This is a genomic window from Streptomyces sp. HUAS ZL42, from assembly GCF_040782645.1.
In the GTDB taxonomy this organism is placed as follows: Bacteria; Actinomycetota; Actinomycetes; order Streptomycetales; family Streptomycetaceae; genus Streptomyces.
Window position 1 is genome coordinate 8,547,343 of record NZ_CP160403.1, and the last position, 20,587, is coordinate 8,567,929.

Annotated in this window: 18 protein-coding genes and 1 pseudogene; 10 read left to right on the forward strand and 9 right to left on the reverse strand. The window is 72.2% G+C overall.

The genetic code is table 11. The features are described 5' to 3' along the window. Nucleotides 1-9 precede the first annotated feature (9 nt). Entirely contained in the window at nt 10-1,455 is a 1,446-nt protein-coding gene (gene xylB / locus ABZO29_RS39040; RefSeq protein ID WP_367324915.1) for a xylulokinase, read from the reverse strand. 180 nt (nt 1,456-1,635) lie between these two features. On the opposite strand from xylB, the gene xylA reads away from it, so the two are divergent. After that, complete coding sequence (gene xylA / locus ABZO29_RS39045) at nt 1,636-2,802, forward strand: xylose isomerase (RefSeq protein WP_367324916.1); 1,167 nt, start codon at nt 1,636-1,638, stop codon at nt 2,800-2,802. A 483-nt stretch (nt 2,803-3,285) separates the two neighbouring features. On the opposite strand, the gene ABZO29_RS39050 is transcribed toward xylA, so the two are convergent. Together ABZO29_RS39050 and ABZO29_RS39055 are read right to left on the reverse strand one after the other, a co-directional pair. Then, nucleotides 3,286-4,701 carry an SWF or SNF family helicase gene (locus ABZO29_RS39050; protein WP_367324917.1) on the reverse strand — a complete coding sequence of 472 codons (1,416 nt, stop codon included), beginning with the start codon at nt 4,699-4,701 and terminating at the stop codon, nt 3,286-3,288. Then, nucleotides 4,698-7,553 (reverse strand): annotated as a pseudogene (locus ABZO29_RS39055) (DEAD/DEAH box helicase). The gene ABZO29_RS39050 and the pseudogene ABZO29_RS39055 overlap by 4 nt, the downstream one beginning before the upstream one ends. A 242-nt stretch (nt 7,554-7,795) precedes the next feature. Here ABZO29_RS39055 and ABZO29_RS39060 point away from each other — a divergent pair. Continuing rightward, nucleotides 7,796-7,978: a hypothetical protein gene (locus tag ABZO29_RS39060; protein WP_020137233.1), complete on the forward strand. Its 183-nt coding sequence runs from the start codon at nt 7,796-7,798 to the stop codon at nt 7,976-7,978. 22 nt (nt 7,979-8,000) lie between these two features. Here the strand turns inward: ABZO29_RS39060 and ABZO29_RS39065 are convergent, their stop codons facing one another. From ABZO29_RS39065 to ABZO29_RS39075, 3 genes are all read right to left on the reverse strand, one after another. Then, nucleotides 8,001-9,398, reverse strand: a complete 1,398-nt coding sequence (locus ABZO29_RS39065; RefSeq protein ID WP_367324918.1) for a tannase/feruloyl esterase family alpha/beta hydrolase — start codon at nt 9,396-9,398, stop codon at nt 8,001-8,003. A 252-nt stretch (nt 9,399-9,650) separates the two neighbouring features. After that, complete coding sequence (locus ABZO29_RS39070) at nt 9,651-10,526, reverse strand: hypothetical protein (protein ID WP_367324919.1); 876 nt, start codon at nt 10,524-10,526, stop codon at nt 9,651-9,653. A 136-nt stretch (nt 10,527-10,662) separates the two neighbouring features. After that, nucleotides 10,663-10,971, reverse strand: a complete 309-nt coding sequence (locus ABZO29_RS39075; protein WP_367324920.1) for a hypothetical protein — start codon at nt 10,969-10,971, stop codon at nt 10,663-10,665. Nucleotides 10,972-11,069: 98 nt separating this feature from the next. Here ABZO29_RS39075 and ABZO29_RS39080 point away from each other — a divergent pair, with 98 nt between their 5' ends. Further along, nucleotides 11,070-11,966: an oxygenase MpaB family protein gene (locus ABZO29_RS39080; RefSeq protein ID WP_367324921.1), complete on the forward strand. Its 897-nt coding sequence runs from the start codon at nt 11,070-11,072 to the stop codon at nt 11,964-11,966. A 146-nt stretch (nt 11,967-12,112) separates the two neighbouring features. On the opposite strand, the gene ABZO29_RS39085 is transcribed toward ABZO29_RS39080, so the two are convergent. After that, the gene (locus tag ABZO29_RS39085) at nt 12,113-12,712 is read right to left on the reverse strand and encodes a class I SAM-dependent methyltransferase (RefSeq protein ID WP_367324922.1); all 600 of its coding nucleotides are present in this window, start codon (nt 12,710-12,712) and stop codon (nt 12,113-12,115) included. Between the two features lie 152 nt (nt 12,713-12,864). Here ABZO29_RS39085 and ABZO29_RS39090 point away from each other — a divergent pair, with 152 nt between their 5' ends. The 5 genes from ABZO29_RS39090 to ABZO29_RS39110 all read left to right on the forward strand — a co-directional run bounded on the left by ABZO29_RS39090 (nt 12,865) and on the right by ABZO29_RS39110 (nt 17,746). Next, the gene (locus ABZO29_RS39090) at nt 12,865-13,638 is read left to right on the forward strand and encodes an MHYT domain-containing protein (protein WP_367324923.1); all 774 of its coding nucleotides are present in this window, start codon (nt 12,865-12,867) and stop codon (nt 13,636-13,638) included. Between the two features lie 64 nt (nt 13,639-13,702). Further along, nucleotides 13,703-16,216 carry a nitrate- and nitrite sensing domain-containing protein gene (locus tag ABZO29_RS39095; protein ID WP_367324924.1) on the forward strand — a complete coding sequence of 838 codons (2,514 nt, stop codon included), beginning with the start codon at nt 13,703-13,705 and terminating at the stop codon, nt 16,214-16,216. Beyond that, on the forward strand, nt 16,213-16,650 hold the full coding sequence (locus ABZO29_RS39100; RefSeq protein ID WP_367324925.1) for a roadblock/LC7 domain-containing protein: 438 nt from the start codon (nt 16,213-16,215) through the stop codon (nt 16,648-16,650). The genes ABZO29_RS39095 and ABZO29_RS39100 overlap by 4 nt, the downstream gene beginning before the upstream one ends. A 19-nt stretch (nt 16,651-16,669) precedes the next feature. Beyond that, complete coding sequence (locus tag ABZO29_RS39105) at nt 16,670-17,083, forward strand: DUF742 domain-containing protein (protein WP_367324926.1); 414 nt, start codon at nt 16,670-16,672, stop codon at nt 17,081-17,083. Nucleotides 17,084-17,140: 57 nt separating this feature from the next. Next, nucleotides 17,141-17,746 (forward strand): ATP/GTP-binding protein, encoded by a 606-nt coding sequence (locus ABZO29_RS39110; protein WP_367324927.1) that lies wholly within the window; start codon nt 17,141-17,143, stop codon nt 17,744-17,746. Nucleotides 17,747-17,756: 10 nt separating this feature from the next. Here ABZO29_RS39110 and ABZO29_RS39115 read toward each other — a convergent pair whose 3' ends face one another. Further along, nucleotides 17,757-18,185, reverse strand: a complete 429-nt coding sequence (locus ABZO29_RS39115) for a PPOX class F420-dependent oxidoreductase (RefSeq protein WP_367324928.1) — start codon at nt 18,183-18,185, stop codon at nt 17,757-17,759. A gap of 91 nt (nt 18,186-18,276) precedes the next feature. On the opposite strand from ABZO29_RS39115, the gene ABZO29_RS39120 reads away from it, so the two are divergent. Both ABZO29_RS39120 and ABZO29_RS39125 read left to right on the forward strand, forming a co-directional pair. Continuing rightward, on the forward strand, nt 18,277-18,690 hold the full coding sequence (locus ABZO29_RS39120) for a roadblock/LC7 domain-containing protein (protein WP_367324929.1): 414 nt from the start codon (nt 18,277-18,279) through the stop codon (nt 18,688-18,690). 129 nt (nt 18,691-18,819) lie between these two features. Further along, nucleotides 18,820-19,710, forward strand: coding sequence for a DUF6397 family protein (locus ABZO29_RS39125; RefSeq protein WP_367324930.1), 891 nt, complete (start codon nt 18,820-18,822; stop codon nt 19,708-19,710). On the opposite strand, the gene ABZO29_RS39130 is transcribed toward ABZO29_RS39125, so the two are convergent. Next, on the reverse strand, nt 19,711-20,577 hold the full coding sequence (locus ABZO29_RS39130; protein ID WP_367324931.1) for an acyl-CoA thioesterase: 867 nt from the start codon (nt 20,575-20,577) through the stop codon (nt 19,711-19,713). Nucleotides 20,578-20,587: the final 10 nt, after the last annotated feature.

Genomic DNA, 20,587 nt, shown 5'->3' on the forward strand with positions numbered 1-20,587 from the left:
CCTCGATCCTCAGTGGGCGTCCGCGCTCCGGTCCAGCAGCGGGGCCGCGTCGGAGAGTACCCCGGCGATCCTGTCCAAGGTCGCCTCGTCCCGCTCCACGGCCTCCAGCACCGGGCCGCGCGCGGTGTTCCAGCGCCGGGCGACCGCGGCCGGATCCTCGCCGGTCAGCAGCCCGGCGGCCTGCGCGGCGGCACCGAGTGCGACCAGTTCCTTGGCCTCGGGGACCTGGACGGGCCGTCCGGACAGCCGCCGCACGGTCTGCTGCCAGGCGGTGCCCCGGGCGCCGCCGCCGATCAGCAGCAGGGACGCGGAGCGGTCCGCGTCCTCGTCGAGGACGAGGTCGAGCGCGCCGAGGAGCGAGTGGACGGCACCGTCGTAGGCGGCCTGCAGCAGCTGGCCGGCGGTCGTGTCGTGGCGCAGGCCGTGCAGGAGCCCCGAGGCGTTCGGCAGGTTCGGGGTGCGTTCGCCGTCCAGGTAGGGCAGCAGGGTGACCCCGGTGGCGGGTTCCACGGCCTCGCGGTCCAGGCCCAGCAGTGCCGCGACGCGGTCGACGGCGAGCGTGCAGTTCAGCGTGCAGGCCAGCGGCAGCCAGTCGCCGTGGGCATCGGCGAAGCCCGCCACCGTGCCCGTCGGGTCGGCGGGGCGCCGCTTCGACACGGCGTACACCGTGCCCGACGTGCCCAGGCTCAGTACCGGCGTGCCGGGGCGCAGCCCGAGGCCCAGCGCGGCCGCGGCGTTGTCGCCGGTGCCGGGGGCGACCAGGGTGCCCTTGGAGAACGGCAGGTCGTGGCTGTCGCGCACGGTGCCCGCGACCTCGCCGGGGCGGACCACGCGGGGCAGCAACGCGGGGTCGAGCCCCACGTGCGCGAGGATCTCCTCGTCGTACGTCTCGGTCCCGGACGCCCACCAGCCCGTGCCGGAGACGTCGCCGCGGTCGGTCGTGCCCTGCCCCGTCAGCCGCTCGGTGAGGTAGTCGTGGGGGAGGCGCACGGCCTTCGTCGCGCGCAGGGCCTCCGGCTCGTGCTCGGCCAGCCAGGCCCACTTCGTCACCGTGAAGGAGGCGCCGGGCACGCTGCCGGTGCGCTCCGCCCAGGCCTTCGGACCGCCCAGTTCCTCGACGAGGCGGCGCGCGTGCGGTGCCGAGCGCACGTCGTTCCACAGCAGGGCCGGGCGTACGGGCTCGCCCCGGTCGTCGAGAGTGACGAGGCCGTGCTGCTGTCCGCCGATCGACACCGCGGCGGCCTCGTGCGCCGCGTCACCGCACTGCCGCAGCGCCTCGGACAGGGCGTCCCACCACTGACGGGGGTCGCTCTCGCGGCCGGCCCCCGAGGACACGGTGTGCGGCGCCTGGCCGCTCGCGACGACCTGCCCGGTGGCCGCGTCGACGACGAGCGCCTTGGTGGACTGGGTGGACGTGTCCACGCCGACGACGAGCGGACCCTCGGCTGCTGACATCGGGCTCTCCCTGTTTTTCCGCGGCTCTGCGGGATCTGACCTGCACGTTCTTCGGATTCTCAGGGTCGCGAGGACCCGGATTCCACCTCTCGGGGACACCTTGTCCCTTCCCAGAGATGCGTTGGCATACTAATTTGTAAACGGCCATGACGAAATAGTCTGCAAGCAAGGAGCCGCGGCATGAGCTACCAGCCCACCCCCGAGGACAGGTTCACCTTCGGCCTGTGGACCGTCGGCTGGCAGGGAAGGGACCCGTTCGGCGACGCCACGCGCCGCGCCCTGGACCCGGTCGAGACGGTGCAGCGCCTGTCCGAGCTCGGCGCACACGGCGTGACCTTCCACGACGACGACCTGATCCCGTTCGGCTCGTCGGACGCAGAGCGCGAGTCGCACATCAAGCGCTTCCGCCAGGCCCTCGACGCGACCGGCATGACCGTGCCGATGGCGACCACCAACCTCTTCACGCACCCCGTCTTCAAGGACGGCGCGTTCACCGCCAACGACCGCGACGTGCGCCGCTACGCGCTGCGCAAGACGGTCCGCAACATCGACCTGGCCGTCGAACTGGGCGCCAAGATCTACGTCGCCTGGGGCGGCCGCGAGGGCGCCGAGTCCGGCGCCGCCAAGGATGTCCGCGCGGCCCTCGACCGTATGAAGGAGGCCTTCGACCTCCTCGGCGAATACGTGACCTCCCAGGGCTACGACCTGCGCTTCGCGATCGAGCCCAAGCCGAACGAGCCGCGCGGCGACATCCTGCTGCCCACCGTCGGCCACGCCCTGGCGTTCATCGAGCGCCTGGAGCGCCCGGAGCTGTACGGCGTCAACCCCGAGGTCGGTCACGAGCAGATGGCCGGGCTGAACTTCCCGCACGGCATCGCGCAGGCCCTGTGGGCGGGCAAGCTCTTCCACATCGACCTCAACGGCCAGTCCGGCATCAAGTACGACCAGGACCTGCGCTTCGGCGCCGGGGACCTGCGCTCCGCCTTCTGGCTGGTGGACCTCCTGGAGAGCGCCGGTTACACCGGTCCCCGCCACTTCGACTTCAAGCCGCCGCGGACCGAGGACCTCGACGGCGTATGGGCGTCGGCCGCGGGCTGCATGCGCAACTACCTCATCCTGAAGGAGCGGTCGGCCGCCTTCCGCGCCGACCCGGAGGTCCAGGAGGCGCTGCGCGCCTCGCGCCTGGACGAGCTGGCGCAGCCCACCGCGGCGGACGGCCTGCAGGCCCTGCTCGCCGACCGCACCGCCTTCGAGGACTTCGACGCCGAGGCGGCCGCCGCGCGCGGGATGGCCTTCGAGCGGCTCGACCAGCTCGCCATGGACCACCTGCTGGGCGCGCGGGGCTGAGCGCACGCGCGTGACCGGAGTGTGCCGCGCGGTGCGCGTGTCGCCGTGCGGTCACCTTGTGGGCGATCTTGGCGCGGAATGTTCCGGAATCATGCGGTCCATGACATGAGTCCGTATCAACTTCCGCGCCGGGGTCGCGCCTGGGCCGGAACGTCGCGAGCCTGGACGGTATGGCCATGCCGCCCGTACCGCCTCAGCCGCCCGGGCCGCCGGGCGACACGCCGCCTCCGGGCGGCTTCGGACCGCCCACGCAGGGCTTCGGCCCCGGACAGGGAGACGGAGGGGGCTATGGCCCACCGCCGGATCACGGACCGCCGCCGCAGGACGGGGGCGGACCCGGAAGGCGACGGAACCCCCTCCTCATCGTCCTCGCCGTGCTGGTGGCCGTCGGGGCCGTTGCCGCCGTCGTACTGATGGTTTCGGCGGGGAGCGACGACTCGCCGGACAAGGCGCCCTCCACGAGCCGCTCGCCCGCCCCGTCCTTCAGCATTCCGACGGAGTTGCCGAGCAGACTGCCCAGTCAATTGCCGTCCCTGCCGTCGCAGTTCCCGACCGAGCTGCCGAGCGGGATTCCGAGCGATCTGGAGTCGCTCCTCCCGTCGCTGGGCGAGGTGCTGCCGTAGCGGTGCCCCTCAGGTTCCACGGCGCGTGCTCGTCAGCAGCGGGCTGCGCCGTGGCCAGAGCCGTCGCCGGATCCTGGGCCGCGCCGCCCGCGGGCACCCAGCGGCCGCGCTCCTTCCGGTACGGCCACCAGCGGCCGTCACGCCCCAGGCGCAGCTGGGCGGCCGAACCCGTCAGGGTCCAGCGGTTGCCGTGCGACCGCGGCGAGGGCCTCTCGTCGCCCTCCCAGGCCGATTCGAGGGCGGCACGCGCGCGTGCGAGTGCCTCGCCCTCGACCGGCCACTCCTCCTCGAGCACGGACAGCGCGGCGGATCCGCCGTACTGCCAGGCCCGCACGGCGAGTGCCAGTCCGTCCCTGGTACGTCCCGACCCGCCGGCGAGGCGGTCGGCCACGGCGGGTTCCGGGGCTCCGACAGCCAGACGCACAGCGTCCTGGAGGGCCGTCAACTCCGCTTCGGGAGCACCGGTCCGGACCGCCTCGACCAGCAGACGGTGTGCGTCGGCGGCGGTGCGGGCGGCCAGGAATTCCAGCGCTGCCGCTTCCACACCGGGTGGGGGAGGGGTCTCGGTGTCCAGCGCCGGGGGCCTGGCCGGTGACTCGGGAAGTTCCGGCAGGGCGGGCAGGGGCGGCAGTATGTCCGCGGTCGCGTACGCCTCCGCGGCGTCCGTCCCCGCCGCCGGGGCCGGCCCGGTCGCGGACGGAGCGGCGCTGCGGGCCTGCAGGGCGTCCAGCACGGCTCGTTCTCCGCGCCCGCGCATCAGCAGCAGGACGAACGGATCCTGGTCGAGCAGCCGTGCCACCTGGTAGCAGAGCGCCGCCGTGTGCCCGCAGTGGTCCCACGCGCCGCAGTCGCACTCCGGCTCCAGATCGCCCATGCCGGGCAGCAGTTCGATGCCGGCGGTCGCCGCGTCCTCGACCAGATGGGGCGGCATCTCGCGATCGAGCAGCGCCGCGACATGACCGGCCCGCTCGACGGACATGTCCAGGAACCGGTCCCACTGGTCGCCGGACAGCTCCTCCAGCAGGACGTCGGCCCGGTGCGGCGTGCGGTCGCGGTCCTGTACGACCGCCGTGATGCGCCCCGGCCGCACCGACACCGCGCCCACGGCTCCCGCCCGCGCGAGCCTGCGGCCCGTCCTCACCTGCTCCGCGTCCAGCGCCGCGTCCTCCAGCGACTTCAGCCAGGCCCGTCCCCACCACGTCTGCGCGAATCCCCGCCCGCGCGCGGGCGGCAAGGCGGTGAACGTGCGTTCCGGCACGTCGTCGTACTGGTTCATCGTGTGCCCTCCCGCAGTTCCACCAGATCGGCCAGTTCCGCGTCCGTGAGCTCGGTGAGCGCGGCCTCACCCGTGCCCAGCACCGCCTCGGCCAGCTCCCGCTTGCGACTCAGCATCGCGGCGATGCGATCCTCGACGGTTCCCTCCGCGATCAGCCGGTGCACCTGCACCGGCCGCGTCTGGCCGATGCGGTACGCGCGGTCCGTGGCCTGAGCCTCCACCGCCGGGTTCCACCAGCGGTCGAAGTGCACGACGTGCTCGGCACGCGTGAGGTTCAGACCCGTGCCGGCCGCCTTCAACGACAGCAGGAAGACGGGAACTTCACCGTCCTAGAAGCGCCGCACCAAGGCCTCGCGCTCGGTGACGGGCGTCCCGCCGTGCAGGAACTGCGAGGGCACACCACGGGCCGCCAGATGGCGCTCGATGAGCCGTGCCGTGCGCACGTACTGCGTGAAGACCAGAACGCTCGCTCCCTCGGACAGGATGGTCTCGAGCAACTCGTCTAGAAGCTCGATCTTCCCGGAGCGCCCGGAGATCACCGGCCGTTCCTCCTTGAGGAACTGCGCCGGGTGGTTGCAGATCTGCTTCAGGCCGGTCAGCAGCTTCACGATCAGTCCGCGCCGCGCCATGTCGTCGGCCGCGGAGATCTCCGCCAGCGTCTCGCGCACCAACGCCTCGTACAGGGCCGCCTGTTCCCTGGTGAGCGACACCGGGTGATCGGTCTCCGTCTTGGGCGGCAGCTCGGGCGCGATACCCGGATCCGACTTGCGGCGACGGAGCAGGAACGGGGCCACGAGCCGGGCGAGCCGCTCGGCGGCGGCCGGGTCCCGGCCGCCCTCGACGGCCTGTGCGTACCGCGTCCGGAAGGCGCCCAGCCGGCCCAGCAGGCCGGGTGTCGTCCAGTCCAGGATCGCCCACAGTTCCGAGAGGTTGTTCTCCACGGGGGTGCCCGTGAGCGCCACGCGCGCGCGTGCACCGATGGACCGCAGCTCCCGCGCGGTCGCCGAGTACGGGTTCTTCACATGCTGGGCCTCGTCCGCCACGACCATGCCCCACGTCACCTCGGCGAGCCGGCGCGCGTCGAGGCGCATGGTGCCGTACGTGGTGAGCACGAACTCCCCGTCGGCGACCGCGTCCAGGTCCCGTCGCGAGCCGTGGAAACGGCGCACGCGCGTGCCGGGCGCGAACCTCTCGATCTCACGCTGCCAGTTGCCCATCAGCGACGTCGGACACACCACGAGAGTGGGGCCCGCGGACGCCCCGTCGGACTGCCGGTGCAGATGCAGCGCGATGAGCGTGATCGTCTTCCCGAGTCCCATGTCGTCGGCCAGACAGCAGCCCAGGCCCAACGACGTCATCCTCGCCAGCCAGTTGAGCCCTCGTCGCTGGTAGTCCCGCAGTGTGGCCGCGAGTGCCACGGGCTGTTCGACCGGATCCTGTGTCTCGGGATCCGCGAGCCGCTCCCGCAGGGCCGCCAGCCACCCCGTCGCCTGTACGTCGACTCGCCGGCCGTCGACCTCTGCGGAGCCCGTGAGCACGGCACCGAGCGCGTCGACGGGGGTGACCTTGTGATCCTGCTGTGCCCAGGCGCGATGTACCTCCTTCGGGTCGACCAGGACCCACTGGTCGCGCAGCCGCACGACGGGCCGCTGGGACTCGGCGAGACGGTCGAGTTCCTCGCGCGTGAGCCGCTCGCCGCCGAGCGCGAACCGCCAGTTGAAGGCGAGCAGGGCGTCGGCGGACAGGAAGGAGGGCGTGTCGCTCGGGAAGCCGGTCTCGTCGTCCGGGGGACCCACCACCGCGCGCGCGGTCAGTCGGCGGGCCAGACCCTTGGGCCAGTGGACGTCCACTCCGGCAGCGGCGAGCGCACCCGCGCCGTCCGAGAGGAGCTCGGTGACCTCGTCGTCGGCGAGTTCGACGGCGTCCGGCACCGCGGCCGAGAGGAGGGGTGTGAGCGCGGGCCAGGCCCGGGCGGCGCGGCGGAGGGCGAGCAGGGTGTCCAGCTGCGCGCGAGGGCCGAACGTGAGACCCGGGGCGCCGGATCCGGACCAGATGGCGGCGGCGTCCGCCACGATCGAGGGGTCACTGACGCTGTGCACCTGCAGCACGGCCCGGAACCGCGGATCCGCCTGCTCCGGCGCCTCGGTCGGCAGACCTCGCACCTCGACACGCAGAGAGACGCGCACGCCCGCGTCGTGGCCCGCGGCGACATCGGCGGCCCACGCGCGCAGCTCCGGTACGTGCCGCGGATCCCGCGCCGCGTAGACGGGGCCGCCGGTCACGAGCGACGCGGCCGGGGAGCGCGGCAGGGTGTCGGTGACCGCGTCCAGGAAGGCGCGCACCAGGAGTTCCGGATCGGGCAGCTGCAGCGGAACGGTGTCGTTGACCGGCACGGCGTGCGCCTCGGGTGGCATCGCGGCGGCGAGTTCGCGGATGCGCTCGACGTCGTCCGCGCCGAGCGGACCCGCCCGCCAGGCGTCGTGGCCGCCCGTGGAGAGCCCGGGCAACAGCAGCCCGCGCGCCACAAGGTGCAGCGCCAGTACGCCGGCCGCGCCCCAGAACGCGGCCGCCCGGTGTCCCTGCGGGGCGGTACGCGCACGCGTGAGGACCGGCAGAGCCGTGCGGACCGGCAGCAGGACGGCGGGCACGTGCGCCGGCTCGACCCCGTCGCCCGCGGGCCGGACGACGGCCAGGTCCTCGACGGACCCCGCGGCGAAGGCCGGTGGGACTGCGCCGTCGGGCCGCCAGAAGGCGACTCTTCCTGTGCGGGCCGGGTCGCCGGGCATGAACACGGCGCAGCAGCGGGCCAGTTCGGTGATCTCGGACGGTGTTGTCTCGGGAACCGTCTGCACGGCGATGAGCGCACTCCTCAAATTTGACTACTTGATGGGTGGCCGAGGATAACAGGACTCCACGGTTGATCTGGAGCGATCGGGCTATGACCTGAGTCACCGCATCGCCGTAGTCTGGAGCTCTCTCAGGGGCGAGTAGGGGGCGCGTCTCAGGGACGTCTCAGGGTCGCGGTCCGGAACCGCGGGAAGCGCGGGCCCGTTTTCACGACAGAGAGCGGCACTGGCCGCGAAGGAGGCGCAACATGTCGAAGAACGCGAAGATCGCCGCAGGAGGTGTGGCGGTCGGGCTCCTTCTGCTCATCTGGCTGCCCTGGTGGGCGGCGCTGCTGATAGTGCTCGGAGTGCCGGCGGCCGCGTACCTGACGCTGGACCCGTCGCAGCGGCGCAGGCTGCGTCGCGTCACGCGCAAGGAACTCGGCCGCTGAGGGGCGTGAACCACGCTGCGGGTCAGTACAGCCGGCGTCCCGGTTCCGTCCCGCCGTCCAGCGCGCACGAGTCGACCACGTCGCCGTCCGCGGGCCTGCCGAGGGTACGGTCCGCGGGCGGCGGTGTGCCCCGCTCCACCCAGGCCACCAGGGCATCGAACGCCGACCGGTAGCAGGGCAGGATCGGCCGCAGCCGGTCCGGGTAGGTGTCGTACAGGCCGTCGACGTGCGTGCCGCCCCGGACCGTGTAGTAACGGTGCAGCCGGCTCCGCCCCCTTGCGTCGATCATGCCCGCGTAGACGTCCGAATCGACGGCCTTGGGCAGGAGCGTGTCCAGGTCACCGTGCAGGGTGATCAGCGGCCTGCCGATGCGCCCCGTCAGGGCCACCCGGGCCACGGCGCGATGCACGGACGCCGGACGCGATGCGTAGTCGTACACCGTGTCGGACGGGCAGGGGGCAAGGATCTGCTCCGGAGTGGTCCCGGCGGACGGACCGGGGCAGCCGGGGTCGTATCCGGGGTCGAACTCGGCGCGGTAGATCTTCTGCGTGACACCCCAGTAGGCCTTCTCGTGGTACGGCCACAGGAACTCCGAGCCGCGCGCGAAACCCGCCGCGTACATGTCCTCGTCCCGTGCCGCGCCGAGCGTCCACGCCACCGCCGTGGGCAGGGAAGTGAGCAGGCTGGGGCCGTCGGCGGTCCACAGCGCTCCCTCCCAGTCCACGCCGCCGTCGTACAACTCCGGACGGTTCTCCAGCTGCCAGCGTGTGAGATAGCCGCCGTTGGAGATACCGGTCATGTACGTGCGGCTCGGGGCGCGCCCGTAACGCCGGGCCACCACCTGCTCGGCCGCCCGGGTGAGCTGTGTGGTCCTCGCGTTCCATTCGGCCACCGCGTCACCGGGCCGGTTGCCGTCGCGGTAGAAGTCGGCCCCGTTGTTCCCCTTGTCCGTCGCGGCGTACGCATAGCCCTGGGCGAGCACCTGGTCGGAGATCGCCGTGTCGGTCGCGTACTGCCTGCGGGTGCCCGGCGCGCCGGTGACGACGAGCCCGCCGTTCCAGTGATCGGGCAGCCGGATCACGAACTGGGAGTCGTGCCGCCAGCCGTGGGTGGCGTTGAAGTGCGAGGAGTCGGGGAAGTAGCCGTCGATCTGTACCCCGGGCACCCCTGACGGGGTGCGGGTGCCACGTGCCGTCAGTCCTGTCTGGTCGGCCATGTCGGTGTACGGGGTGCCGGCGAGCCCCTTGGTGGTCAGGTCGGGAAGGCAGGCGGACTCCTGAAAGGCGGCGCCCGGCACGTGCACGCGCCCCACATTCGCGCAGTGGTCGCCGACGGCCCCGGCGGCAGCGGGAGCCGGCCCACCGAGAGCCATCGCCCACACGGCGGCGGCAGCGAGCGGAGCTCCTCGGGACAGGCGCATGACAACCTCCAGTGGACGGTGGGGTGACGCCGGCACGGCAGGGCGAGCCGGGGCTGCCCCATCGTGCAGGCCCGCACCGACACCATCCATGGGGCTGGGCCACATGGAACGGTGGCTGGACATAGCGGCCCAAGACAGGCGTCAGTCGGGAAGTGTCATGGGTCCCGCATACGTGCGGGCGGGACTTCGCCGCAGACGTAGCTCCACTGCACGCGCGCGTGGTGCTGCGCCTGAAGGCGACGGCGACCCGGATCAGCTCGGACGTACCGCCATCTTGTCGAGTGCCTCCAGAAGACCGGGCAGCTCCGGGCCCCGGCCCACCGGCAGCACCTCGCCCGGCTCGTCGTCGAGCAGCACGAACGCGATGTCGTCGGTCCTGGCCACGAGCGACCAGCCGGGACCGTCGGCCCGCAGGGTCCGCGCCTCTCCGGGGGCGAAGGACGAGCGGACCCGCCCCAGGGGCGGCGGAGTCTCCACGTAGGCGCGGGCCTCCGCGAGAACGCGACGGATGCCGCTGTGGCCCTTGGGCGCCTCCTCCGCGTCCTTCCCGTCGGCCGTGTCCTGTGCGTCCGCGTCCGGGCCTTCGGCAGCCCCGGAGCCGCCCTCCGAGGACCCCGGGACGGCGAACTCCGTGTCGTCGATCTGCTCCCGCCACAGCGCCCACTGGAGCGCGATCTCGTCGGCCCCCAGCCGCCGCTGTGCCGGTCCCCAGAACGTCGTGTCCGGCGGGGACAGCGGAGGCCGGTCCGCGATGTCAGGACCGGGGTCGTGCGGCGCGGGCACGCCGGGAGCCGCCACGGCGACCGCCAGGGGCCAGCCGGGCAGCGCCGCGACGACCGTCCGCTCGTCCGGCGACAGTTCGTACTCCATGCCGCAGTCCCAGGACGCGATGGCCACCGCGACCAGTGAGACGTCGTCGATGACGACCGTCCAGCGCGCGCCCTCGCCGTCCTGGCCGAGCACCAGGCCGTACCCGTCGGCGAGCGGTGCGAGGCCGAGCGCAGCGCAGGCCTCCGGGTAGTCGTCGCCCAGCACACTCGGGAACTTCGCCGGCGTCAGCAGTACCGCCGTGAGCACATAGAGCGCATCGTCCGCGGCGGCGACGGCGTCCTCGTCCGTCCCGGCCATCCCAGCCTCCCCATCGTTGGTCCAACGGCGCGCACCCTAGTGCGCGGGGAAGGCGCTTGTCACGACGCCCAAGCACACCCGGAGCTGCAGTTTTCCGCCTGGGACGGGGCGAATCGGCCACCCGGCACCCGGATCGTCAGGCGGTCGGCAGCCCGAGGAGCGTCCGGGCCACGGTACCCGGCGACTCGCCGCGCTCCCGCGCCAGCGCGATGACGGCCCGGCACGCCAGCTCGTTGACCCCGAAGGACAGCGCCTCGGGCGACACCCAGCCCGCCGCCTCGTCGATCCGCTCCTGGTCGTCGTCCGCGCAGGCCGACACATAGGCGGCGGCCGCCTCGAACAGGTTGTGCGTGTGCTTCGCCCCGCTTTCGTTGCCGCCGGTGTTCACCTCCGCGCCCGCGGCGTTGAAGAATCTTGCGCAGGCCTTGCGGACCCTGCCGAACATGCTGACCACCATCCCCCTGCGTGGTTACCCTGGCCGAACGTTCATCTCCTGCTACTCAACGTAGAGTTGGAGCTCCGGCGGCAGAAGGGGGCGGCGCGGTGAAGCGCTTCGAGCGGCTCGAACAAATCCGGCGGATGGATCCGTACGAGGACGCGTTCGAGATCTACCGGCTCACCGCGGCGTACGAGTTCCCCTGGGATTTCACCCGCGCACTCGAGCTCGCCCTGTACCGCACCTACGCCGTACCCGGCATCGGCCGGCTGCTCGCCGAGACGGCGGAGCTCACGGACCGCACACAGAAACGCTATGACGACACCTCACTGCTGCTGGACGCGGTCGTCGAGCACGGCTTCGACAGCGAACAGGGCCGCACGGCGATCCGTCGCATCAACCAGATGCACCGCAGCTACGACATCAGCAACGACGACATGCGCTACGTGCTCTGCACCTTCGTCGTGATGCCCAAGCGATGGATCGACGAATACGGGTGGCGCAGGTTGTCCCGGCACGAGATCGTCGCGTGCACCGTGTACTACCGCACCCTGGGCCGGCACATGGGCATCAAGGACATTCCCGGCTCCTACGAGGAGTTCGAGTCCTGTCTCGACGCGTATGAGGACGCCCACTTCGAGTGGGACGAGGACGCGCGGCGTGTCTCGGACGCGACGCTCGACCTGATGGCCTCCTGGTACCCGCGCCCGCTCGCACCACTCGTGCGTACGTCGACGCTCGCCCTGCTCGACGAACCACTGCTGCGGGCCTTCCGCTACCCGCCTCCGGGCGCCGCAACCCGCACCCTCGTGCGTGGCGCGGTCCGCATGCGGGGGCGCGTCGTCCGACTGCTGCCGCCGCGCCGCGCCCCGCACCACGCCCGGCAGAACCGGGAGATCAAGGGCTATCCCAACGGTTACCGGCTGGACGAGCTGGGCACCCGTCCGGTGCCGGGGGCACGCGGTTGCCCCGTGCGGCACGTGGACGAGTCAGCCTCCCAATGAGTCGAGGGTGTCCCGCGGCCAGGCGCGTTCCGCGCGGGAGGCGGCGCGCGACGGTGAGGATGCCGCGACGGAGGGGATCGTCCAGTTCCTCGGCGCGCACCGCACGGCCGCCCGCCGACCAGGCTCTCAGACCCTGGCCGTACCGCTCAGGCCTGCCGTACGGCCAGGGCCAGGAAGCGTGCCTCCTCGTCGACGTACGACGTCATGTGCCACCCCGAACCTGCCAGTAGTGGCCGGAGATTGGGCTCGGCGCGCAGATCGTCCGGAGTGATCTGCCGGCCCTGGCGGGCCGCGAGCGCCGCCCTGCCGATCGGGTGGAACAGCGCCAGCCTGCCACCGGGTCGCACCACGCGCGCCAACTCCCGCAGGTTCTCGGCCGGATGGGGAAGGTGGGCGATCAGCCCCGCCGCGAACACGGCGTCGAGCGACTCCGATCGCAGCGGGAGCGTGGCCACGTCGGTGAGCAGCAGGTGCCCGTCCCGGCCCCGTCCGGCCCGTACGGCGGCTTCCAGCATGGCCGGGGTCAGATCGGCCCCGACGACCACTCCCGAGGGCCCCACGGCCGCCCGCAACGGCGGCAGGGCGCGCCCCGTGCCGCAACCGGCATCAAGCACACGGTCCCCCTCACTCAGACCGAGGTCGGCGACCGCGGCCGCGTAGGCGGGGCCGTCGTCGGGGAACCGGCTGTCCCAGTGGGCGGCGCGGGCGGCGAAGAACTCCTGGACGTGTGTGTGGTTGTCGCTCATGTTTCGCATGATCCCTCACCGCCATGGATGATGCCCGGGCGCACACGTTCGAGCGTCATGCGATCGCGCCGGTGCATTTCTGCGTCATATTCCAACACCTTTCGAAATGCGCCCCCTTTGTGCGCCCGTGCCCCGACTAGCGTCCCGGAGCCATGGGACACCTGGACCACGCAGCCTTCGGCTGGCTGACCCCCGTGCTGTCGTACGTGATGGCCTGCATAGGCGCCGCGCTGGGACTGCGCTGCACCGTCCGTGCACTGGGCGCCTCCGGGCGGTCGCGCCGCAACTGGCTCATCACCGCGGCCTCCGCCATCGGCACCGGCATCTGGACCATGCACTTCGTGGCCATGCTGGGCTTCGGCGTCAGCGGCACCGACATCCGCTACGACGTGCCACTGACCGTCCTCAGTCTCCTCGTAGCCATGATCGTCGTCTGCGCCGGCGTCTTCGCCGTCGGCTACAGTCGCGACCGCACGCGCGCGCTCCTGCTCGGCGGACTCACCACCGGCCTGGGTGTCGCGAGCATGCACTACCTCGGCATGGCCGCGGTACGGCTGCACGGCGACGTGACGTACGACCCGGTGCTCGTCGGCGTCTCCGTACTGATCGCCGTCGTCGCCGCCACGGCGGCTCTGTGGGCGGCGCTCAACATCAAGTCACCCATCGCGGTCACCCTCGCCTCCCTCGTCATGGGGGCTGCGGTGAGCAGCATGCACTTCACCGCGATGTTCGCGGTGAAGGTGCACGTCACCCCCTCCGGCGAGGTCCTGCCCGGGGCCACGGCGATGCAGTTCATCTTCCCCCTCGCCGTCGGCCTCGGGTCCTATCTGTTCCTGACCTCGGCGTTCGTCGCGCTGTCACCCACCACGGGGGAACGCGAGGCATCCGCCTCGGCCCAGCGGCCGGTCGAGAGCGTCGCCGGCTAGCAGCGGTCCGGGCCGACCGCGGGCCGGACGGCACGCCCCCGAACCACTCCCGAGCGAGGAGGCCATGCGTACACCCCGTAGGACCCCCACAGCCGGCGCCGAGACGCCGCCTCCCGTGCGTGGCCGCCGTGCGCACGCAGGACCCCCCGCCGACGAAGGCCCGGACGAACCGGTGGCGACGGCGACGGACGAGGCACCCGCGCGCGCGGGGCACTGGCATCTGCGGCCGCGCACCGTACGCGCCAAGATCGTCTGTCTGTTGATGGTGCCGGTCGTCTCGCTGCTGGCCCTGTGGGCGTACGCCACCGTCAGCACCGCCCAGGACGTCTCCCGGCTGCGCCAGCTGCAGCGCGTGGACGCGGAGGTGCGGGCTCCCGTCGCGGCCGCCGTCGCCGCGCTCCAGGCGGAGCGGGCCGCCGCGGTCGCCCACGCGACCGACCCCGCCGCCGGCCGGCGTGACGACTACAAGAAGCTCGCCGAGACCACCGACCGGGCGGTGGCCGAGCTGCGGCTCGGCAACGACAACACGGTCGCCGACAGTCAGGAACTGCCCGCCGGAGTCGCCCAGCGGCTCGAGGCGTTCGTCACCGGCGCCGAGGAACTGAGTTCGCTGCGGACCGCGGTGCTCGGCCGCCGGGCCGGATGGGAGGAGACGTACGGGCGCTACACGCAGACCATCTCGGCGGCCTTCGCGGTGGGCGGCGCGCTCACCGGCATCCAGGACGCCGAGCTCGGCTCCGACGCGCGCGTTCTGCTCGAGTTCTCCCGCGGGGGCGAGGCCCTGGCCCAGGAGGACGCCGTGATCGCCGGCGCGCGCCTCACCGGCCGCCTCGACGGCGAGCGGCTCAGGCTGTTCACCGGCGCCGTCGGCACGCGCCGCACCCTGACGGAATCCGCCGTGGCGGACCTGCGCGGCTCCGAACGCGCCGCCTGGCGACGCCTTTCCGGCGGCAGCGCCTACGCCGCCGTGACAGCCGCCGAGGACAAGGTGCTCGCGGCCGGTCCCGGCGAGCGGGCGATCGCCGCGGCACCCGAGGCCACCTGGGACCAGGCGCACGCGCGCGTGCAGAACGGCATGCGCGCGATCGAGGCGGACGCCGGACGCGATGTCGCCGACCGTGCCGACCCGTTCACCCGGGGCCTGCTCACTCCGGCGGGCGCCGCGGTCCTGCTCGGACTCGCCGCGGTCTCCGCCTCGCTCGTCATCTCCGTGCGCATCGGCCGCGGCCTCGTCGTCGAACTGGTCAGCCTGCGCAACGGCGCCCTGGAGATCGCCCGGCGCAAGCTCCCCGAAGCGATGCGGAAACTGCGTGCGGGCGAGGAGATCGACATCCAGGCAGAAGCCCCGCCCGGACCGCCCGCCGAGGACGAGACCGGACAGGTCGCCGAGGCCCTGGGCACCGTCCACCGCGCCGCGCTGCGCGCCGCGGTGGAGCGCGCGGAACTCGCCAGCGGCATCTCCGGCGTCTTCGTCAACCTCGCCCGCCGCAGCCAGGTCCTCGTCCACCGCCAGCTGAGCCTTCTCGACAGCATGGAACGCCGCTCCGAGGACCCGAACGAACTCAGCGACCTCTTCCGGCTCGACCACCTCACCACCCGTATGCGGCGCCACGCGGAGAGCCTCATCATCCTCTCCGGAGCGGCCCCCGGACGGGCCTGGCGCATGCCGGTCTCCCTGACCAACGTCGTCCGCGCGGCCGTCTCCGAGGTCGAGGACTATGCGCGCGTGGAGGTACGCCAGCTGCCGGAGGCGTCAGTCGTCGGCTCCGCCGTGGCCGACCTCACCCACCTTCTGGCCGAGATCGTCGAGAACGCCGCCCAGTTCTCACCGCCCCACACGCGCGTGCGCATCACCGGCGAGCCCGTCGGCAACGGCTACGCCGTCGAGGTCGAGGACCGCGGCCTGGGCATGGGCAAGGAGACCCTCGCCGAGGCCAACCGACGCATCGCGCAGTCCGAGGCGCTCGACCTGTTCGACAGCGACCGGCTCGGCCTCTTCGTGGTCAGCAGGCTTGCGGCACGGCACGGCATCAAGGTGCACCTGCGGACCTCGCCCTACGGCGGCACCACCGCGGTCGTGCTGCTGCCCACCGCCCTGCTGCACAGTGGCGCGCCGGAACGTTCAGCCCGCGAGGCCGTGGACGCCGGGCGGTCCACGGAACGCGAGCACGCGCGCGTGCCCGGCGCCGCCCCGCACCAGGAGGCCGTCGCCCCGACCGCCGGCCGGCCCGCACTGGTCGCCACCGCCCCGACCGCCGCGGAGACCACGACCGAAACCCCGCCTCCCGGAGTCACCACCTTGCGGCTGCACCGTCCCCCGGACGACTCCGAACAGTCCGACGACCTCCCACGCCGGGTACGGCAGGCCAGCCTCGCCCCCCAACTGCGCGAACAACGCCCCGAGGAACCGGCCGAATCCGGCCCACGCGGCGACGACCGGCGCACCCCCGAACTCGTACGGGACCGCATGGCGGCCTACCGCGCCGGCTGGGCGCGCGGCGGCGGCAGGCAACCGGGCCGTGGTGCCGGCCCGGATTCCACACCGGGCAGCGACAGCAGCGAAGGAGACCCCGCATGATCCAGGACCCGAGTATGAGGGCAGCCCAGCGGTCCGGCGAACTCGACTGGCTGCTGGACGACTTGGTGACGCGTGTGAGCGAGGTCCGGCACGCCGTGGTGCTGTCCAACGACGGCCTCGCGGTCGGCTCCTCCAGTGATCTCAGGCGCGAGGACGCCGAACATCTCGCCGCGGTCGCCTCCGGCTTCCACAGCCTGGCCAAGGGCGCGGGCCGTCACTTCGGCGCCGGCGGCGTGCGCCAGACCATGGTCGAGATGGACGACGGATTCCTGTTCGTCGCCGCCGCGGGCGACGGCTCCTGCCTCGCCCTTCTCACCGCCGTGACCGCGGACATAGGCCTGGTCGCGTACGAGATGGCACGGCTGGTCAAGCGCGTGGGCGAGCACCTCTACACGCCGCCGCGCGTCGGCGCGCGGCCGCCCGCCGCCCGATGAGGCGAAGGGGCGGTCACCGATGACGGAGGACATGACGGGTGCCCCGCGCGAACCGGGCAGCCAGTGGTACGACCACGAGGCCGGGCCCCTGGTCCGCCCGTACGCCATGACGGGCGGCCGCACCAAGCCCGGCCCCACCGGGGTGGGTTTCGACCTGATCGCCCTCGTCACGCTGGACCCCGGCGCCCCGGGCGCCGACGACGACATCGGGCTCGGCCCGGAACACCGGGCTCTGATCGACCTGTGCCGCACGGAGACGCAGTCCGTCGCCGAACTCGCCGCGGGCGCCGATCTGCCCGTGGGCGTGGTCAGGGTGCTCCTCGGAGACCTTCTGGAACTCGGCTGCGTCGTCGTCAGCCGCCCGGTTCCCCCTGCGCAGCTCCCCGACGAACGCATTCTGCGCGAGGTGATCGAGGGGCTGCGTGCACTGTAGATGAACGTTCTCATGACTGACGTCGGCCGTTGCCGGTACTCCCGAGAGAAGTGATCGATGGTCTCCGAGCACTCCGCTGCCACGGATGGCGAGACGGCCGCCCTGGCGTTGAAGATTCTGGTCGCCGGCGGATTCGGCGTGGGCAAGACCACCCTGGTGGGCGCGGTCAGCGAGATCAGGCCGCTGCGCACCGAGGAACTGCTCAGCGAGGCGGGCCAGTTGGTGGACGACACCGACGGTGTGGACCAGAAGGTCACCACGACCGTGGCCATGGACTTCGGGCGTATCACCATCCGTTCCGGCCTCTCCCTCTACCTGTTCGGCACGCCGGGACAGGACCGCTTCTGGTTCCTGTGGGACGAGCTGTCGCAGGGAGCCCTGGGCGCAGTGGTCCTCGCGGACACGCGGCGCCTGGAGGACTGCTTCCCGGCGGTGGACTACTTCGAGCACCGGAGGATCCCGTTCGTGGTGGCCGTCAACTGCTTCGCGGGGGCCCGTGCGTACGGCGCCCACGAGGTCTGCCGCGCCCTCGACCTCGACCGCGGAACGCCCGTCGTGCTCTGCGACGCCCGTGACCGCGACTCGGGGAAGGAGGTGCTGATCAGGCTCGTCGAGTACGCCGGGCGCATGCACACCGCGCGGCTGCTCGATTCGGTGGGCTGACCGAAACGCCTCAGTCGGCCACGGCCTTCTGGGCCAGCACCTTCTCGATCGTGACACGGACCAGCAGTTCACCCGGGACGCCGTTGCGGGCGCCGAACTCCGCGGCGCGCTCCTCGCCCATGTACCGGGCCGCGATGAGGGTGGCCCAGTGCCGGATCTCGTCGAGCTCCTCCGAGATCCGGGCCCGGCCCCGGAGCACGACGTAGTCGTACGGCGGCCGGTCGTCGTCCACGCACACGGCGACCCGGCCGTCCCGGGCCAGATTGCGTCCCTTCACGCTCTCCTTCCCGGTGTTGAACACCACTTCGTCGCCCGCTAGCAGGAACCAGATCGGTGTCACGTGCGGGCTGCCGTCCGCCCGCACGGTCGACAGCTTTCCGGTGCGCGTGCCGTAGGAGACGAACGCCCGCCATTCGGTGTCGGTCATCTTCCGTGCCATGTCCCCATCCTCCTTGCTCGCCGGCCGGTCGTGGGGAAGGCTGGCGCAGAGATCCTCCAGCCAGGGGGACATCACACGGGGAGACCGGATCATGGCGCAGAACCAGGGACTTGGCTGGCTGCTGGACGACCTGACCGAGCGCGTCGAACATGTGCGACACGCGCTGGTCCTGTCCAACGACGGGCTGGTCGCCGGAGCGAGCACGGGCCTCAGGCGCGAGGACGCGGAACATCTGGCCGCCGTGTCCTCCGGACTGCACAGCCTGGCCAAGGGCTCGGGACGCCACTTCGGCGCGGGCAAGGTGCGTCAGACGATGGTCGAGTTCGACGACGCGGTGCTGTTCGTCACCGCGGCGGGAACCGGCAGCTGTCTGTGCGTGCTCAGCGCGGCGGAGGCCGACATCGGCCAGATCGCCTACGAGATGACACTGCTCGTCAACCGGGTCGGCGAGCACCTCGACGTGGATGCCCGACAGCCCGAGCGGACTTCAGCCGCAGACTTCTGACCTGCTGCTTTGTCACCCCCCGTGGAGTTATCCACAGGCTTGCCGCGAGATTCGCCGAATTGGCTACGGTCTTGTTCACGGCGAACGCACACGGCGTGAGCCACTGACTCCACGGGGGAGACCGAAACGATGCCGGGTAAGGCCAGCACTCTCACGAAACCGCACCGCTCGTCCTGCGCGCCGAGTCGCGCCGCGAGGGAACTGGGGCTCAGGCGAAGCGAGTTCGACCTCGCCGTGCACCTCGGGCGCATCCGGACCGTACCTGACGAAGGGGGCGGGGGACGGCGCGTCGCGCCCGCGGAGATCGAGCGGTTGCGCTCGGAGGACGGCTTCCCCGAAGCCCTGCGCGACAGGGTCCGGACCGTGGGCACCACGGACGGCGCGGCCATCCTGGAAGTGACACCGGGCAGGTTCACCCGCCTGGCCCGTCTGGGTCTTGTGGTTCCGGTGACCTTCTACCTGAACCGCTACCGCGCGGTCGTCTGGATGTATCTGGCCGAGGAAATCGAGCAGTTCGCCGCCGGGAACGAGAACGCCCGGCTGCTGAGCGGCCGTACACCGGAAACGCTCCGGGGCCAACTGGCCACCGGCCTGGACCTGCGGCCCCGCAACTGGCGGGGACGGCACCTGGGATTCCTGCTGCGGCAGGCCGAGGACCCATGGGAGCGCGCCGGTGCCGTGGCCGCCCTGCTCGACCCCGTTCAGATCGCGGAGATCGCGCAGGACCCCTATGAGCGGGCCCATCTGAACCGGTTCCGGCCGGGACCGCCCGCCCACGGCGCCCCGGGTTCGCCCGCCGCCCACCTCGCAGAGCGGATCATGACGGCGGACGACCCGGACGAGATCAGCTGGCTGAGGGCCGACCTCACCCGAGCGCTCGAGGAGGCGCGCCTGCACCGACCCGCGCCCCGTCCGGTCCCGAGGCCCAGCCCGCCGCACTCCGCGGGGGAACAGAGGCCGCACGGTCAACCCGAGCGAACCCGCGGTCTGTTGGGCTGGTTGCGCCGGAGAGACTCTTGACTACAGAGCCCTGAACAGGCCTTCCTGGACGACGGACACCAGCAGCCGTCCCTCCAGATCGTAGATCCGCCCACGGGCGAGGCCCCGGCCGCCGGTGGCGATCGGCGACTCCTGGTCGTAGAGGAACCACTCGTCCGCGCGGAACGGGCGGTGGAACCACATCGCGTGGTCCAGCGACGCCATGTCGAAGTTCCGCGGACCCCACAGAGGTTCGACGGGGATGCGGACCGCGTCCAGGAGGGTCATGTCACTCGCGTAGGTCAGTGCGCAGGTGTGCACCAGGGGGTCGTCGCCGAGCGGCCCGACCGCGCGCATCCACACGGCGCTGCGCGGCTCGGCGCCCGTGACGTCCTCGGCGCTCCAGCGCAGCCGGTCCACGTAGCGGATGTCGAAGGGCTGACGGCGTGCCATGCGCTCCAACTGCTCGGGCAGCGCGCCCAGATGCTCCCGGACCTCCTCCGTGACCGTCGGCAGGGACTCCGGGTCCGGGACCTTGCGGGCCGGCGGCAGCTGGTGCTCGAAGGATCCTTCCTCAGGCTTGTGAAAGGAGGCGGTGAGATTGAAGATCGTGCGGCCCTGCTGCACGGCGGTGACCCGGCGGGTCGTGAACGACCGTCCGTCCCGCACCCGCTCGACCTGGTACACGATCGGCACGCCCGGCCGGCCCGGGCGCAGGAAGTACGCGTGCAGCGAGTGCACCGGCCGGTCGCCGTCCGTGGTGCGCCCTGCGGCCACCAGTGCCTGGCCCGCGACCTGGCCGCCGAAGACCCGCTGCAGGGACTCCTGGGGGCTGCGGCCACGGAAGATGTTGACCTCGATCTGCTCCAGGTCGAGCAGGTCGACGAGCCTCTCGGCCGGGTTCGTCATGGGTGGGATT

Excerpts from the sequence above, each read along its gene's own strand:
- ABZO29_RS39065 (WP_367324918.1), bottom strand. The coding sequence starts at position 9,398 with ATGCGCCTGTCCCGAGGAGCTCCGCTCGCTGCCGCCGCCGTGTGGGCG.
- ABZO29_RS39115 (WP_367324928.1), bottom strand. The coding sequence starts at position 18,185 with ATGGCACGGAAGATGACCGACACCGAATGGCGGGCGTTCGTCTCCTAC.
- ABZO29_RS39105 (WP_367324926.1), top strand. The coding sequence starts at position 16,670 with ATGACGGAGGACATGACGGGTGCCCCGCGCGAACCGGGCAGCCAGTGG.
- xylB (WP_367324915.1), bottom strand. The coding sequence starts at position 1,455 with ATGTCAGCAGCCGAGGGTCCGCTCGTCGTCGGCGTGGACACGTCCACC.
- xylA (WP_367324916.1), top strand. The coding sequence starts at position 1,636 with ATGAGCTACCAGCCCACCCCCGAGGACAGGTTCACCTTCGGCCTGTGG.
- ABZO29_RS39120 (WP_367324929.1), top strand. The coding sequence starts at position 18,277 with ATGGCGCAGAACCAGGGACTTGGCTGGCTGCTGGACGACCTGACCGAG.
- ABZO29_RS39100 (WP_367324925.1), top strand. The coding sequence starts at position 16,213 with ATGATCCAGGACCCGAGTATGAGGGCAGCCCAGCGGTCCGGCGAACTC.
- ABZO29_RS39060 (WP_020137233.1), top strand. The coding sequence starts at position 7,796 with ATGTCGAAGAACGCGAAGATCGCCGCAGGAGGTGTGGCGGTCGGGCTC.
- ABZO29_RS39050 (WP_367324917.1), bottom strand. The coding sequence starts at position 4,701 with ATGAACCAGTACGACGACGTGCCGGAACGCACGTTCACCGCCTTGCCG.
- ABZO29_RS39075 (WP_367324920.1), bottom strand. The coding sequence starts at position 10,971 with ATGTTCGGCAGGGTCCGCAAGGCCTGCGCAAGATTCTTCAACGCCGCG.
- ABZO29_RS39085 (WP_367324922.1), bottom strand. The coding sequence starts at position 12,712 with ATGAGCGACAACCACACACACGTCCAGGAGTTCTTCGCCGCCCGCGCC.
- ABZO29_RS39090 (WP_367324923.1), top strand. The coding sequence starts at position 12,865 with ATGGGACACCTGGACCACGCAGCCTTCGGCTGGCTGACCCCCGTGCTG.
- ABZO29_RS39110 (WP_367324927.1), top strand. The coding sequence starts at position 17,141 with ATGGTCTCCGAGCACTCCGCTGCCACGGATGGCGAGACGGCCGCCCTG.
- ABZO29_RS39070 (WP_367324919.1), bottom strand. The coding sequence starts at position 10,526 with ATGGCCGGGACGGACGAGGACGCCGTCGCCGCCGCGGACGATGCGCTC.
- ABZO29_RS39125 (WP_367324930.1), top strand. The coding sequence starts at position 18,820 with ATGCCGGGTAAGGCCAGCACTCTCACGAAACCGCACCGCTCGTCCTGC.
- ABZO29_RS39130 (WP_367324931.1), bottom strand. The coding sequence starts at position 20,577 with ATGACGAACCCGGCCGAGAGGCTCGTCGACCTGCTCGACCTGGAGCAG.
- ABZO29_RS39095 (WP_367324924.1), top strand. The coding sequence starts at position 13,703 with ATGCGTACACCCCGTAGGACCCCCACAGCCGGCGCCGAGACGCCGCCT.